The sequence below is a fragment of the Proteiniphilum sp. UBA1028 genome, assembly GCF_002316955.1.
Taxonomy (GTDB): Bacteria; Bacteroidota; Bacteroidia; order Bacteroidales; family Dysgonomonadaceae; genus Proteiniphilum.
Map to the genome: position 1 here is coordinate 22,785 of NZ_DCEN01000020.1, position 14,735 is coordinate 37,519.

The following is a 14,735-nucleotide window of genomic DNA, read 5'->3' on the forward strand; positions in this document are numbered from 1 at the left end:
TAAATAAATTTAATTCAATAGGCATCCATGTTATTTGGTCCGAGCAAGGGTCGTTTGTTGATAAGAACAACAAAAAACCCGTGCCGGAACACCGACACGGGTTTTAAAAAGTTATTTCAAAGCTGTTACTATTCTTCTACTACGGCTTCCTGAAACAGGTTAGAGCGCTTGCTGGCGTTCAGCTTCTCAAAATCCTCGCGTGAACCGACGACCAGTTTGTCGAACTCACGCTGACCGGTACCGGCAGGGATGAGGTGACCGACGATCACGTTCTCCTTGAGTCCTTCCAGTGTGTCTGTTTTGCCGTTGATGGCGGCATCGTTCAACACCTTGGTCGTCTCCTGGAACGAGGCGGCCGACATGAAGCTGGTTGTCTGAAGGGCTGCACGAGTGATACCCTGCAATACCTGGTTCGCGGTAGCCGGCACGGCGTCGCGTGCTTCCACCGGTTTCAGGTCGCGTCGTTTCAGCGAACTGTTTTCGTCGCGCAGCTTGCGTACGGTGACAATCTGTCCCGGTTCAAATACCTGTGAGTCTCCAGCGTCCATGATCACTTTCTTGCCCCAGATGCGGTCGTTCTCTTCCATCATCTCGTGCTTGTCGACCAACTGCTGTTCGAGGAAACGGGTATCACCCGGATCCACCACTTCCACCTTGCGCATCATCTGACGGACAATCACCTCAAAGTGCTTGTCGTTGATCTTTACACCCTGCAGGCGGTAAACATCCTGGACTTCATTTACGATGTATTCCTGAACGGCTGTCGGGCCCATGATGGCCAGAATATCGGATGGTGTGGTGACACCGTCTGAGAGTGGCATGCCGGCGCGGATATAGTCGTTCTCCTGTACCAGGATCTGCTTGGACAAGGGAACCATATACTTCTTGATCTCCCCTGTTTTGGAGGTGACGGAAATTTCCTGGTTACCACGTTTGATTTTTCCGAAAGATACTTCTCCGTCGATTTCGGACACTACTGCCGGGTTGGATGGGTTACGAGCTTCAAATAGTTCAGTAACACGCGGAAGACCTCCTGTGATGTCACCCGCTTTCCCAACGGCACGCGGTATCTTCACGAGCGTATCTCCGGCTTTGATGTCATCGTTATCGTTCTTCACAATGTGGGAGCCGAGCGGAAGGGTGTACGTACGCAGGATATCGTCGTTCTCATCCACAATGTGTGCTGAGGGCGCTTTTGTTTTGTCGCGCGATTCGATGATGACCTTTTCTTTCAATCCGGTTTGTTCGTCCGATTCAACCTTGTAGGTCATGTTTTCGGTGAAGTTTTCGAAACGGATCTTACCGGTTGCTTCCGAAACGATCACCGCGTTGAACGGATCCCACTCACAGATCAGGTCACCCTTTTCCACTTTGTCGTTTTGGTTGAAATAGAGCTTTGAACCATAGGGCACGTTGTGGGATACCAAGATAATCCTGGTGTTGGGGTCAATGATACGCATCTCCACAAGCCGGCTGACCACTACTTTGTATGGTTTGCCTTCGGAGTCGGTGGTTTCCACGTAACGCAGTTCATCAAATTCCAGTATACCATCGTATTTGGTGATAATGCTGTTCTCTGTAGCAATGTTGGAAGCGATACCTCCCACGTGGAATGTACGCAGCGTAAGCTGTGTTCCCGGTTCTCCAATGGACTGTGCCGCAATGACGCCCACAGCCTCACCTTTTTGTACCATTCGCCCTGTAGCCAGGTTTCTGCCGTAACACTTCGCACAAACACCGTGGTGTGATTCGCAGGTAAGTACCGAGCGGATCTCTACACGCTCAATGGGTGACTCATCAATCTTTCTGGCAACATCTTCGGTAATCTCTTCTCCGGAATTTACCAGAATCTCTCCTGTATTGGGATGTTGCACATCGTGCACGGATACACGGCCCAGGATCCGCTCATAGAGTGAAGCGATCACTTCGTCGTTGTTCTTGATGGCGGTAGCCACAAGTCCGCGCAGCGTACCACAGTCTTCCTCGTTGATGATGACGTCCTGCGATACGTCTACCAGACGGCGGGTCAGATATCCGGCATCGGCTGTTTTCAGGGCGGTGTCGGCGAGACCTTTACGGGCACCGTGGGTAGAGATAAAGTACTCAAGTACCGAAAGTCCCTCCTTGAAGTTCGCAAGAATGGGGTTCTCAATAATCTGCGCTCCTTCGGCACCGCTTTTCTGAGGCTTGGCCATCAGACCGCGCATACCGGAGAGCTGGCGAATCTGTTCGCGGGAACCACGGGCGCCGGAGTCGAGCATCATGTATACCGAATTGAATCCCTGATCATCTTCCGAAAGTTGTTTCATCAGGATGTTCGACAACTTGGAGTTGATATGTGTCCAGGTGTCGATGATCTGGTTGTAACGCTCGTTATAGGTGATGAAACCCATATTATAGTTTTCCATGATCTGCTCCACTTCGGCATATCCTTCCTGGATGAGGGTTTCTTTCTCTTCCGGAATGATCACATCTTCCAGGTTGAACGAGAGCCCACCCTTGAAAGCCATGGTGTAACCCAGATCTTTGATGTCGTCTAGATATTGGGCTGTACGGGCAACGCCACAGGTTTTGATCACTTTACCAATGATGTCGCGGAGCGATTTTTTGGAAAGCAACTCATTTACATAACCCACCTCTTTTGGGATAGCTTCGTTGGTGATTACGCGTCCGACGGTGGTTTCGTGCATCTTGCGGACAGGATTTCCTTCCTCGTCGATATCGTCCACGATCACCTTTACCAGTGCGTGAATGTCTACGGCTCCTTCGTTATAAGCGATAATCGCCTCTTCTTCACCGTAGAATGTCATTCCTTCGCCTTTTGCCCCGGGACGGATTTTTGTGATGTAATACAACCCGAGTACCATGTCCTGTGAGGGAACAGTAATAGGCGCGCCGTTGGCGGGGTTCAGAATATTGTGCGAGGCAAGCATCAGCAGCTGTGCTTCGAGAATGGCTTCGTTGCCTAATGGCAGGTGCACCGCCATCTGGTCTCCGTCGAAGTCGGCGTTGAAAGCCGTACAAGCGAGCGGGTGCAGCTGGATGGCCTTTCCCTCAATCAACTTGGGCTGGAACGCCTGGATACCCAAACGGTGAAGGGTAGGGGCACGGTTCAACAGCACCGGGTGTCCTTTCATCACGTATTCAAGAATATCGTATACCACCGGTTCTTTCCGGTCCACAATCTTCTTGGCCGATTTCACCGTTTTCACGATGCCTCTTTCAATCAGCTTGCGGATGATAAACGGTTTATAGAGTTCGGCTGCCATATCCTTGGGCAATCCGCATTCGTGCATCTTCAGCTCAGGGCCTACCACAATCACCGAACGTGCCGAGTAGTCCACACGTTTACCGAGCAGGTTCTGGCGGAAACGTCCCTGTTTTCCCTTCAGACTGTCGGAAAGTGACTTCAACGGACGGTTCGACTCGGTTTTGATGGCGCTCGACTTGCGAGAGTTGTCAAACAGGGAGTCCACAGCTTCCTGCAGCATGCGTTTCTCGTTGCGGAGGATCACATCGGGAGCCTTGATATCGATCAGTCGTTTCAACCGGTTGTTGCGGATGATTACCCTGCGATAGAGGTCGTTCAGGTCGGATGTGGCAAACCGGCCGCCATCCAGCGGTACCAGCGGCCGCAGATCGGGCGGAATCACAGGGATTACTTTCATGATCATCCACTCCGGCTTATTGATGTTCTTTGATCCGCGGAAAGCCTCGACCACCTGTAACTGTTTCAACGCTTCGTTCTTGCGCTGCTGCGAGGTGTCGGTGCTGGCGCGGTGGCGTAGCTGATTGGCCAGCTTGTCGAGATTCAGCCTCTCAAGCATGTCGAGAATGGCTTCTGCACCCATCCTCGCAATAAACTTGTTGGGGTCGCTATCTTCAAGCATCTGGTTGTCCTTGGGCAGTGTTTCCAGCAGATCCAGGTATTCATCTTCGGTGAGCAGGTCTTTTTCGGCCACCTTGTCTTCGAGTACTCCTGCCTGTATCACCACGTAGCGTTCGTAGTAGATGATGGTATCGAGCTTCTTCGTGGGGATCCCCAGCAGATAACCAATTTTGTTGGGGAGGGACCTGAAATACCAGATGTGGGCCACGGGAACAACCAGATGAATGTGGCCGGTACGTTCACGACGCACTTTCTTTTCGGTCACTTCCACACCGCAACGGTCGCACACAATACCTTTATAGCGTATGCGTTTGTACTTGCCGCAATGACATTCATAGTCTTTGACGGGTCCGAAAATACGCTCGCAGAACAAACCGTCACGTTCGGGCTTGTAGGTACGATAGTTGATCGTCTCGGGTTTTAACACTTCACCGAAAGAGTTTTCCAGAATTTGTTCCGGCGATGCCAGCCCAATTGTGATTTTTGAAAAGCTACTCTTTATTTTATTGTCTTTTCTAAATGCCATATATTTTTTGTATATAAAGAGTTAATGGGAGTTTATATCTTATTCCTAAGGGGGCCAGGATCATACACAGAGACCCCGGTCCCCGGGAATATATTAGTCGAGACTGATGTTGAGTCCCAATCCTTTCAGCTCGTGAAGCAATACGTTCAACGACTCGGGTATTCCTGCCGAAGGCATGGCTTCCCCTTTCACGATGGATTCATAAGCCTTGGAACGGCCTACCACGTCGTCGGACTTCACTGTGAGGATCTCCTGAAGGATGTGTGCTGCACCAAATGCCTCGAGTGCCCAGACCTCCATCTCTCCAAAACGCTGTCCTCCGAACTGAGCCTTTCCACCCAATGGTTGTTGTGTAATGAGTGAGTAGGGGCCTATGGAACGTGCGTGCATCTTGTCTTCCACCATGTGGCCGAGTTTGAGCATGTAGATGATGCCCACCGTTGCCGGCTGGTCGAAGCGCTCTCCCGTTCCTCCATCATACAGGTACGATTTACCGTAAGCCGGTACGTTGGCCTTGTCGGTCCACACATTGAGATCTTCCAAGGAGGCTCCGTCGAAGATGGGGGTGGCGAATTTCACGCCAAGCTCTTTTCCTGCCCATCCGAGCACGGTCTCAAAGATTTGCCCCAGGTTCATACGCGAAGGTACGCCCAGTGGGTTGAGGACAATGTCAACCGGTGTTCCGTCGGCAAGGAATGGCATATCTTCCTGACGCACAATTCGGGAGACAATACCTTTGTTACCGTGGCGGCCAGCCATCTTGTCGCCCACCTGTATCTTCCGTTTCTTGGCCACGTAGACCTTGGCAATCTGCATGATGCCCGAAGGAAGCTCATCGCCGATGGTGAAGTCGAAACGTTTGCGTTTCAATTCTGCATCCAGCTCCTTGTAACGACGCAGATAATTGATTACTGTGGCGCGAATGAGTTCGTTCTTGTGGGCGTCGGTGGTCCATTTATTTAACTGGACGGACTGAAAATCGATGTCGTTGAGCACCTTTTGTGTGAACTTGGCTCCCTTGGGAACAATGTCCATGTTGGTGTAGTCCTTTACTCCTGCCGATGTTTTACCGTCGGTGAGCTTCAGAAGCTTATCGATAAGCACCTTTTTCAATTCATCCATCTTGATTTCATACTCCTCGTCGAGCTTCGGAAGTAGAGCTTTGTTGGAAAGCTTTGTCTTCCCTTTTTTGGAAGCCTTGGAGAAGAGATTGGTATGCACAACCACACCTTTGAGCGAGGGGGATGCTTTCAGTGAAGCATCCTTTACATCGCCTGCCTTATCACCGAAAATGGCCCGGAGCAGCTTCTCTTCGGGTGAGGGATCGGATTCTCCCTTGGGCGTGATCTTGCCGATCAGGATGTCTCCCGGTTTGATGCGGGCACCTACACGCACAATCCCCTTTTCGTCGAGGTCTTTGGTTGCCTCTTCGCTCACGTTGGGTATGTCGGAAGTAAGTTCCTCCAGCCCACGCTTGGTCTCGCGCACTTCCAGCGAAAACTCTTCCATGTGCACGGAGGTGAACACGTCATCACTAACCATCCTTTCGCTCAGTACGATGGCGTCCTCAAAGTTGTACCCTTTCCAGGGCATGAATGCCACCTTGAGGTTTTTTCCCAGTGCCAGCTCGCCATCCTGCGTGGCGTATCCTTCGGTAAGGATCTCACCCGCCTTCACTTTCTGTCCTACTTTGCAGATAGGACGCAAGTCGATGGTTGTATTCTGGTTGGTCTTACGGAATTTAGGGATGGTGTAGGTCTTCACTGCTTCGTCAAAGCTGGTAAACTCCTCTTCTTCCGTTCTGTGATATTTGATCTTGATGGTGGTGGAGTCAACATAAGTGATCTCACCGGTGCCCTCGGCCATAATCTGTGAACGGGAGTCTTTTATCAGTTGTCCTTCAATGCCGGTGCCGACGATGGGAGATTCCGTTCTTATCAGCGGAACGGCCTGACGCATCATGTTGGATCCCATCAGGGCACGGTTGGCATCATCATGTTCCAGGAAGGGGATAAGTGATGCTGCAATGGAGGCGATCTGCATGGGCGATACGTCCATCAGTTCTACCTCTTCCGGGGCAATCACCGGATAGTCCGCATCCTGGCGCGCTTTCACACGCGTATTTATAAAATGTCCCTTTTCATCGAGAGGTGCGTTACCCTGTGCAATGAGTTTATTTTCTTCCTCCTCTGCAGCAAGGTAAATGACTTCATCGTTCTTGATGTTTACAATGCCTTTGTCTACCTTACGGTAAGGTGTTTCAATGAATCCGAGGTCGTTGATCTTCGCGTATACACAAAGAGAGGAGATCAATCCGATATTGGGACCTTCGGGTGTTTCAATAGGACAAAGACGGCCGTAGTGCGTAAAGTGTACGTCACGCACTTCAAATCCGGCGCGTTCACGCGAAAGGCCGCCAGGGCCGAGGGCCGACAGACGGCGCTTGTGGGTTATCTCCGCCAGCGGGTTTGTCTGGTCCATGAACTGTGAAAGCGCATTGGTCCCGAAGAAGGTGTTGATCACCGACGAGATGGTTTTCGCGTTGATCAGGTCGATCGGGGTGAAGACTTCGTTGTCGCGCACATTCATTCGTTCGCGGATAATGCGCGCCATCCGGTTCAGTCCCACACCGAATTGGGTATATAGTTGCTCACCCACCGTTCGAACACGTCTGTTGCTGAGGTGGTCGATGTCGTCCACCACTGCCTTCGAATTGATCAGTTCGATGAGGTATTTAATGATCTCAATGATATCTTCCTTGGTCAGTACCCGTACATCGACATCGATATTGAGATTGAGTTTTTTGTTAATTCTGTAGCGTCCCACATCGCCCAGGTCGTATCTCTTCTCGGAGAAGAAAAGGTTGTTGATTACCTCGCGTGCACTTGAATCGTCGGCCGGTTCAGCACTGCGAAGCTGACGGTAGATGTGGCGGATGGCATCGATCTCCGAGTTACTCGGGTCTTTTTGTAGCGTGTTATAGATGATAGAGTAGTCCGAAGTGTTGGCCGTCTCCTTGTGAAGCAGAACAGAGGAAACACCCGACTCGAGGATCTGGTCCATGTGTTCCGCTTCGAGGATGGTCTCCCGCTCAATGATCACTTCGTTTCTTTCGATGGAAGTCACCTCGCCGGTGTCTTCGTCTACAAAATCTTCCATCCATGATTTCAGCACACGGGCAGCCAGTTTACGCCCGGTAACTTTCTTAAGGTTGGTTTTATTCACCTTCACCTCTTCCGCCAGATCAAAGATCTCAAGGATATCTTTGTCGCTCTCGAAACCGATAGCGCGCAGCAGCGTGGTTACAGGTAATTTCTTTTTACGGTCGATGTACGCGTACATCACACTGTTGATATCGGTAGCAAACTCAATCCATGATCCTTTGAACGGAATGATACGGGCAGAGTAAAGTATGGTGCCATTGGCATGCAGGCTCTGTCCGAAAAAGACTCCGGGAGAGCGATGCAGTTGCGATACAATCACACGCTCGGCTCCGTTGATCACAAACGTTCCTTTCTCGGTCATGTAAGGAATGGTACCCAGGTACACATCCTGAATGACGGGTGTAAAGTCTTCGTGATCGGGGTCGGTGCAATACAGGTAGAGCTTCGCCTTTAGCGGAACGCTATAGGTGAGTCCTCTGTCCACACACTCCTCAATGCTATAACGGGGAGGATCTACATAGTAATCCAAAAATTCAAGTACAAAATTGTTACGGGTATCGGCAATAGGGAAGTTCTCCGTAAAAACCTTATACAATCCTTCGTTTTTTCTACTTTCAGGGGGGGCGTCAAGTTGGATGAAATCCTGGAACGACTTTAACTGTACTTCCAGAAAATCCGGAAAATCGAGCGGATTATTGATCGACGCGAAATTTATTCTTTGGTTGGCGTTATTTGAAGACATGGAAATGAGTTTTGGAACCTAATATATATTGACACAAAAGGTTAAGAATCTTCCGGAAGAAGATTCCTAACCATATTAACCTAATTTAGGGTAATGTTATTTAAGTTCAACTTCTGCTCCAGCCTCTTCAAGTTGTTTTTTCAAAGCTTCCGCTTCGTCTTTTGTTACACCTTTTTTCAATTCGCTGGGAGCTCCGTCCACTAAGTCTTTAGCTTCTTTCAAGCCAAGGCCGGTGAGTTCCTTTACTGCCTTTACTACAGCCAGTTTAGCTGCTCCCGGGCTTTTCAGGATCACGTCGAAAGAAGTTTTTTCTTCTACAGCTGCTTCAGCTGCTGCAGGTCCGGCGGCAACAGCCACTGCTGCAGCAGCAGGCTCAATACCATATTCCGTTTTTAAAATTTCAGCCAGTTCGTTAACTTCTTTCACAGTTAAGTTAACTAATTCTTCAGCAAATTTTTTTAAGTCTGCCATTTTTTTATTTGTTTAAATTGATTACTAATTCTGTTTGATTGTGTACATTAATTTGATTTTTCCGACAGCGTTTTCAATACTCCGTGGAGGAGTGTTCCGCCGGATTGGAGTGCCGAAACCACATTCTTGGCAGGTGACTGCAACAGTGCGATTACATCTCCAATAAGCTCTGTCTTGCTCTTGATGTTAATGAGATCCTGCAACGCCTTTTCGCCGATGAAGAAACTCTCCTGAACATACGCGCCCTTGAAGGCGGGTACTTTGTCAGCCTTGAACTTATCAATGAGCTTGGCAGGAGCATTCGCCACGTTCGAGAACATGATGGCCGTATTTCCTTTCAGAATGGGATACAGCTCTTCGTAGTTCTTGTCGAGCGACTCGAATGCTTTTTGCAACAAGGTATTTTTTACCACTACCAACTTGATATCCTGCTTGGAGCATTCTCTTCGTAAGGTGCTTGTTTTCACCGCATTCAATGTGGCGATATCAGCAAGATAGAAGTTTTCGTACTCCCGGAGGTTCGTTGCGATTTGCTCTATAATCAGTTGTTTATCTTCCTTTTTCATGCAATTAAAACTTTTTATTTCTGTTCTTCTAACGATTTAGTGTCCAGTTTTATACCCGGGCTCATCGTACTGGAAAGATAAATACTCCTGATATAAGTACCTTTTGCCGCTGTCGGTTTTAATTTGATCAACGTTTGAATAAATTCTTTTGCGTTGTCTCGAATCTGTTCCGGCGTGAAAGATACTTTTCCAATAGAGGTGTGAATAATACCGGTCTTGTCTACCTTAAAGTCGATCTTACCTTGCTTTACCTCCTTCACGGCTTTGGCCACGTCGGGAGTAACGGTACCGCTTTTTGGGTTTGGCATCAGCCCCCGGGGTCCTAAAATACGGCCCAGTGCACCAATCTTACCCATGATCTGCGGCTGTGTGATGATCACATCCACATCGGTCCAACCTCCTTTAATTTTGTCGATATATTCATCGAGTCCTACATAGTCTGCGCCGGCTTCCTTCGCGTCGGCTTCAGCTTCTGGAGAACACAATACAAGAACTCTTACTTGTTTTCCTGTGCCGTGTGGCAGAGACACAACGCCCCTGACCATCTGGTTGGCTTTTCGCGGATCTACGCCGAGGCGTACATCGATATCCACAGATGCATCGAACTTGGTGGTGGTTATTTCCTTCACCAAAGCAGATGCTTCTTTCAGTGTATAGGCTTTTCCCTCTTCAATCTTGCTCAAAGCCAACTTCTGATTTTTTGTAAGTTTACTCATCTCTCAATTGAAGTTTAATTATTAATAATTTCAGGGAAGTCCCCTTTCACTGTGATACCCATGCTCCGAGCCGTTCCGGCTACCATTCTCATTGCTGATTCAAGTGTGAAGCAGTTCAAATCGGTCATTTTTTCTTCGGCAATGGTTTTCACCTGTTCCCAGGTTATTTCCGCAATCTTTTTACGATTGGGTTCTGCCGAACCGCCTTTTTGTTTGCTGACTTCCAATAACTGAATTGCAACCGGTGGTGTCTTAACAATAAAATCAAACGACTTGTCGGTATAGTACGTGATTACCACGGGTAACACTTTACCGGCTTTGTCCTGAGTTCTGGCATTGAATTGCTTGCAAAACTCCATGATGTTGATCCCTTTAGAACCCAATGCAGGCCCTACAGGGGGAGATGGATTTGCAGCTCCTCCTTTGATTTGTAATTTTAGTTGTCCGGCAACTTCTTTAGCCATTTTCTTGATTTTAATAAATTACGGTTTTCGAAACACATTCAAGAATTTACAGAATCTGCGTAACCAAATTGCTGACTATTCTTTCTCTACTTGCATATAGCTCAACTCGAGGAGTTGTTTTCTTCCGAAAATTTTCACCATCACTTTGAGTTTCTTTCTCTCGTCGTTCACTTCCTCTACTACACCGGAGAAGCTACTGAAGGGACCGCTAATCACCTTCACGTTTTCGCCCACATAGTATTTCATATCCATTTCATCACCGGCCTCTTCCAACTCGTCCATCGTACCAAGGATACGTTTTACCTCCGATTCCCGCAAGGGCTGGGGGTCAGTAGTGTTGGGGAGAAAACCTGCCACGTAGTTGATATTCTTCAGTTCGTGAATCACATCACCCGTCAGTTCAGCCTCAATAAGTACGTAGCCGGGAAGATAAGCGCGTTCTTTCATCACTTTCTTTCCGTTGCGTATTGTATAAGTCTTTTCTGTGGGGATGAGAACTTGAGAAATGTACTTTCCTAAATCGGTCTTTTTAATTTCTGACTCAAGATACTCTTTGACTTTACTTTCTTTTCCGCTAACGGCACGCAAAACGTACCATTTCTTTCTCTCTTCAGTCATAATCTCAATTCAGATTTTATAAAATACCGTAAAGGAGTTTTAGAATCCACTCAAAAAGAGAATCCATCCCGAACACGATAACGGCAATTATAAGGGAAGCTATCAGTACAATTACCGTGCTGCCGGAGAGTTCCTCTCTTGTTGGCCAGGATACCTTATAAACCAATTCGTTATAAGCATCCTTCAAATATGCAACTATTTTTTTCATTTAATTCGGATCGTTTGTGCACGGGTCGAGAGACTCGAACTCCCGACACCTGGTTTTGGAGACCAGTGCTCTACCAACTGAGCTAGACCCGTATAAAACAACTCCTCCAAACCTCCCCCGAAAGGGAGGCTTTTTGGAGCTGTAATCTTTATTGGCAAAACCCAAGTCCCCTTCTGGGGATTTAGGGGTTTAGTTAATCAACTCAGTGATCTGTCCAGCACCAACGGTGCGGCCACCTTCGCGGATAGCGAAGCGAAGACCTACGTTACATGCTACCGGATAGATCAGATCTACCTCGATGGTTACGTTGTCACCGGGCATGACCATCTCCACACCTTCCGGCAATTTGATCTCGCCGGTTACGTCAAGCGTACGGATATAGAACTGAGGACGATAGTGGTCGTGGAACGGAGTGTGACGTCCGCCTTCTTCTTTCTTCAGGATATATACCTCAGCTTTGAATTTGGAGTGAGGTTTTACTTTACCCGGGTGAGAGATGACCATACCACGCTTGATTTCGTCTTTGTCGATACCGCGAAGCAGCAATCCAACGTTGTCACCAGCCTGACCTTCGTCCAGGATCTTGCGGAACATTTCCACACCGGTAACCACGGATTTTTTGCCCTCGGCACCAAGTCCGATAATCTGTACTTCTTCGCCTGTCTTGATGATACCGGTTTCAATACGGCCTGTAGCTACCGTACCACGGCCGGTGATGGAGAACACGTCTTCAACAGGCATCAGGAACGGTTTGTCCACATCGCGCGGAGGCAGCGGAATCCAGGTATCCACGGCGTTCATCAGTTCCATGATTTTTTCTTCCCACTTGGGATCACCATTCAGGCCACCGAGAGCAGAGCCTTGGATAACTGGTGTGTTGTCGCCATCGAAATTATAGAATGAAAGCAGTTCGCGCATTTCCATTTCTACCAGTTCCAACATTTCTTCGTCGTCAACCAGGTCCACTTTGTTCATGAAAACAACCAATCGTGGAACGTTTACCTGACGTGCCAAAAGAATGTGCTCACGTGTCTGGGGCATTGGGCCGTCTGTTGCAGCTACCACAATGATTGCACCGTCCATCTGAGCAGCACCGGTAACCATGTTCTTTACATAGTCAGCGTGACCAGGACAGTCAACGTGGGCATAGTGACGATTTTCAGTTTCGTATTCAACGTGTGAAGTATTGATAGTGATACCTCTCTCTTTCTCTTCGGGAGCGTTGTCGATTGAATCGAACGAACGAATCTGCGAGAATCCTCTTTTACCTAAAACGGTGGTGATAGCAGCCGTTAAAGTCGTCTTACCGTGGTCAACGTGACCGATTGTACCGATATTCACATGCGGTTTCGTCCGGTTAAAATGTTCTTTTGCCATAAAATGTCCTATTAGTTAGTGTAAATAAAATATTTGTATTTTCTATTCTTTTGTTTGCAAACAGTAAAACTCAAGACACCCGGCACCTTGCCTTCATCTTGATGAAACGACGAATTATCTGTTATTGAGCCGATGGCGGGAGTTGAACCCGCGACCTCTTCCTTACCAAGGAAGTGCTCTACCACTGAGCTACATAGGCAAAAGAGCAGAAGGCTGATGTCCCTTTCCGGAACATTGTGCAGGCCTGTGCAGCTCCGTACACTCTTTTCAGAGCGGAAGACGGGACTCAAACCCGCGACCCTCAGCTTGGAAGGCTAATGCTCTATCAACTGAGCTACTTCCGCAAAAATACCCCCAAGCCCCGCTGGGGAGCCGGTCCCTCCCTTTTACAGGAGGGTGGAAGGGTGTGGGCAGTGATGGATTCGAACCACCGAAGGCGTAAGCCAGCTGAGTTACAGTCAGCCCCATTTGGCCACTCTGGTAACTGCCCAATTTTGAGCCTCTTGTCGGATTCGAACCAACGACCCCGAGATTACAAATCACGTGCTCTGGCCAGCTGAGCTAAAGAGGCTTAAATCTTGAAATTAACCGTTCCCCTCCAAAGTTAAGAGAGAAACGGTCGCAAAGGTAGTGATATTTTTTTTGATGCCAAAACTTTTATCTTAATTTTTTGGCTTCATCTCTCCTTTTTCTCCTTGGTCTTAAGGATCTGTTTTTCAATCGCCATCCCGCACAGGTCGATGGCTTCTTCAAATGTATCAGCTGTCTTGCTGGCAAAAGCTTCACTGTGTCTGAGACTTAATTTCACCGCTGCTTCCTTGTTGTTCACGGTTTCCGGCTTCACTACTTTCAAAATGACTTCAGCCAGGATGATATCTTCCGAAAAACGTTCCAGTTTTTTCATTTTTTTCTCTATGAACGCTTTTAGCTGGTCGGTTGCGTCAAAGTTTACAGATTGAATTGTCAGTTCCATACTATTCCTCCTTCATTTTTTTGCTCTTGGATGAGCGTTGTGATATGCTTTTTTCAACTCTTCGAAAGTCACATGCGTATAGACTTCGGTGGATGCCAGGCTGGAATGCCCCAGAAGTTCCTTTACTGCGTTTATCTCAGCTCCGTTGTTTAGCATTTCTGTTGCAAAAGAGTGACGCAGCACGTGCGGACTTTTTTTTGACAAGGTTGGGATGCTGTTAAGGTGCCGGTGGATGATTTGATAAACAAGTTTCGGGTACAATGGGTTTCCGTCTTCCTTAACAAATAGGAAGGGTGATTTGTTTGTTAATTCGCGATCTCTTGTTTCGATGTAGTTTTTTAGTTTCTCTTTCGTATTGTCTGAGAATGGGATGAGACGTTGTTTGTTGCGTTTTCCCGTCACACGCAGGGTGCCGTTGTTGAAGTCAATGTCGCTGTCTTTGAGAGCAATAATCTCAGCTCTTCGCATTCCGGTGAGGTAGAGCAGCTCGATGAGGAATCGGTCGCGGTGTCCACGGAAATCGTCGTCATAGGCTAGGGAGTCTTCAATTATCCTGTTCAGATCCCTGTCGTTCACGAAAGAGGGGAGCCGTTTTTCTGCCTTGGGGCCGGACACCCGTTCCGCGGGGTTTTGATCTACAATGCCGTTTTTTTTCAGGTAGCGGAAAAATGATCTGACAGCGCTAAGCTTTCTGTTGACCGACCGGGCTTTTATTCCCTGTTCCATCAGCTTGCTTATCCATATGCGGACAATGTCGCTGTCGATCTCCTTTATGTCAATCTCTCCACATTCGGCGGTGATAAATTCTTCGAATTGTGTAAGGTCATTGAAATAAGATATCTCCGTATGAGAAGAGTAATTCTTCTCGTAACGGAGATATTGTATGAAATTTTCTTTCCACATACGGCAGCAGCCAAATCAACATCTATGGTGCTACGAAGATAAGAAAAATCTTTGCGAAAAAGAAAAAAATATTTGAAAAGTATAGGATAATTTCGGCCCTCGCTAATCGCAATTATTC

At 48.0% G+C, this 14,735-nt stretch carries 11 protein-coding genes and 5 tRNA genes; all 16 read right to left on the bottom strand.

Translation table 11 applies throughout. The annotated features are described in order from the left end of the window. Positions 1 to 128: 128 nt before the first annotated feature. On the bottom strand, positions 129 to 4,415 hold the full coding sequence (gene rpoC / locus B3Z75_RS02315) for a DNA-directed RNA polymerase subunit beta' (RefSeq protein WP_294067314.1): 4,287 nt from the start codon (positions 4,413 to 4,415) through the stop codon (positions 129 to 131). 93 nt (positions 4,416 to 4,508) lie between these two features. After that, the gene (gene rpoB, locus B3Z75_RS02320; RefSeq protein ID WP_294067316.1) at positions 4,509 to 8,321 is read right to left on the bottom strand and encodes a DNA-directed RNA polymerase subunit beta; all 3,813 of its coding nucleotides are present in this window, start codon (positions 8,319 to 8,321) and stop codon (positions 4,509 to 4,511) included. Positions 8,322 to 8,417: 96 nt separating this feature from the next. Continuing rightward, positions 8,418 to 8,792, bottom strand: coding sequence for a 50S ribosomal protein L7/L12 (gene rplL, locus B3Z75_RS02325; protein WP_294067318.1), 375 nt, complete (start codon positions 8,790 to 8,792; stop codon positions 8,418 to 8,420). Between the two features lie 47 nt (positions 8,793 to 8,839). Beyond that, on the bottom strand, positions 8,840 to 9,358 hold the full coding sequence (gene rplJ, locus B3Z75_RS02330; protein ID WP_294067320.1) for a 50S ribosomal protein L10: 519 nt from the start codon (positions 9,356 to 9,358) through the stop codon (positions 8,840 to 8,842). Positions 9,359 to 9,372: 14 nt separating this feature from the next. Then, positions 9,373 to 10,074: a 50S ribosomal protein L1 gene (gene rplA / locus B3Z75_RS02335; protein ID WP_294067322.1), complete on the bottom strand. Its 702-nt coding sequence runs from the start codon at positions 10,072 to 10,074 to the stop codon at positions 9,373 to 9,375. Between the two features lie 14 nt (positions 10,075 to 10,088). Beyond that, entirely contained in the window at positions 10,089 to 10,538 is a 450-nt protein-coding gene (gene rplK, locus B3Z75_RS02340) for a 50S ribosomal protein L11 (protein ID WP_294067324.1), read from the bottom strand. A 75-nt stretch (positions 10,539 to 10,613) separates the two neighbouring features. Continuing rightward, positions 10,614 to 11,156 carry a transcription termination/antitermination protein NusG gene (nusG, locus tag B3Z75_RS02345; RefSeq protein WP_294067326.1) on the bottom strand — a complete coding sequence of 181 codons (543 nt, stop codon included), beginning with the start codon at positions 11,154 to 11,156 and terminating at the stop codon, positions 10,614 to 10,616. 16 nt (positions 11,157 to 11,172) lie between these two features. After that, on the bottom strand, positions 11,173 to 11,364 hold the full coding sequence (gene secE, locus B3Z75_RS02350) for a preprotein translocase subunit SecE (protein ID WP_294067328.1): 192 nt from the start codon (positions 11,362 to 11,364) through the stop codon (positions 11,173 to 11,175). A 19-nt stretch (positions 11,365 to 11,383) separates the two neighbouring features. Continuing rightward, positions 11,384 to 11,456 (bottom strand) — tRNA-Trp (locus B3Z75_RS02355). Between the two features lie 97 nt (positions 11,457 to 11,553). After that, on the bottom strand, positions 11,554 to 12,741 hold the full coding sequence (gene tuf / locus B3Z75_RS02360) for an elongation factor Tu (protein WP_286854128.1): 1,188 nt from the start codon (positions 12,739 to 12,741) through the stop codon (positions 11,554 to 11,556). A 127-nt stretch (positions 12,742 to 12,868) separates the two neighbouring features. Continuing rightward, positions 12,869 to 12,940, bottom strand: a tRNA-Thr gene (locus tag B3Z75_RS02365). A gap of 72 nt (positions 12,941 to 13,012) precedes the next feature. Next, a tRNA-Gly gene (locus B3Z75_RS02370) sits at positions 13,013 to 13,085 on the bottom strand. 63 nt (positions 13,086 to 13,148) lie between these two features. Then, positions 13,149 to 13,231, bottom strand: a tRNA-Tyr gene (locus tag B3Z75_RS02375). A gap of 7 nt (positions 13,232 to 13,238) precedes the next feature. Further along, a tRNA-Thr gene (locus B3Z75_RS02380) sits at positions 13,239 to 13,312 on the bottom strand. Between the two features lie 105 nt (positions 13,313 to 13,417). After that, complete coding sequence (hpf, locus tag B3Z75_RS02385; protein ID WP_286854126.1) at positions 13,418 to 13,714, bottom strand: ribosome hibernation-promoting factor, HPF/YfiA family; 297 nt, start codon at positions 13,712 to 13,714, stop codon at positions 13,418 to 13,420. 12 nt (positions 13,715 to 13,726) lie between these two features. Next, positions 13,727 to 14,617, bottom strand: coding sequence for a site-specific tyrosine recombinase/integron integrase (gene xerA / locus B3Z75_RS02390; RefSeq protein WP_286854124.1), 891 nt, complete (start codon positions 14,615 to 14,617; stop codon positions 13,727 to 13,729). Between the last annotated feature and the right edge of the window lie 118 nt (positions 14,618 to 14,735).

Bases quoted from the DNA above. Each gene is read 5' to 3' on its own strand.
- rplJ (WP_294067320.1), bottom strand. From the start codon at position 9,358: ATGAAAAAGGAAGATAAACAACTGATTATAGAGCAAATCGCAACGAAC.
- rplA (WP_294067322.1), bottom strand. From the start codon at position 10,074: ATGAGTAAACTTACAAAAAATCAGAAGTTGGCTTTGAGCAAGATTGAA.
- rplK (WP_294067324.1), bottom strand. From the start codon at position 10,538: ATGGCTAAAGAAGTTGCCGGACAACTAAAATTACAAATCAAAGGAGGA.
- rpoC (WP_294067314.1), bottom strand. From the start codon at position 4,415: ATGGCATTTAGAAAAGACAATAAAATAAAGAGTAGCTTTTCAAAAATC.
- xerA (WP_286854124.1), bottom strand. From the start codon at position 14,617: ATGTGGAAAGAAAATTTCATACAATATCTCCGTTACGAGAAGAATTAC.
- rpoB (WP_294067316.1), bottom strand. From the start codon at position 8,321: ATGTCTTCAAATAACGCCAACCAAAGAATAAATTTCGCGTCGATCAAT.
- nusG (WP_294067326.1), bottom strand. From the start codon at position 11,156: ATGACTGAAGAGAGAAAGAAATGGTACGTTTTGCGTGCCGTTAGCGGA.
- rplL (WP_294067318.1), bottom strand. From the start codon at position 8,792: ATGGCAGACTTAAAAAAATTTGCTGAAGAATTAGTTAACTTAACTGTG.
- hpf (WP_286854126.1), bottom strand. From the start codon at position 13,714: ATGGAACTGACAATTCAATCTGTAAACTTTGACGCAACCGACCAGCTA.
- secE (WP_294067328.1), bottom strand. From the start codon at position 11,364: ATGAAAAAAATAGTTGCATATTTGAAGGATGCTTATAACGAATTGGTT.
- tuf (WP_286854128.1), bottom strand. From the start codon at position 12,741: ATGGCAAAAGAACATTTTAACCGGACGAAACCGCATGTGAATATCGGT.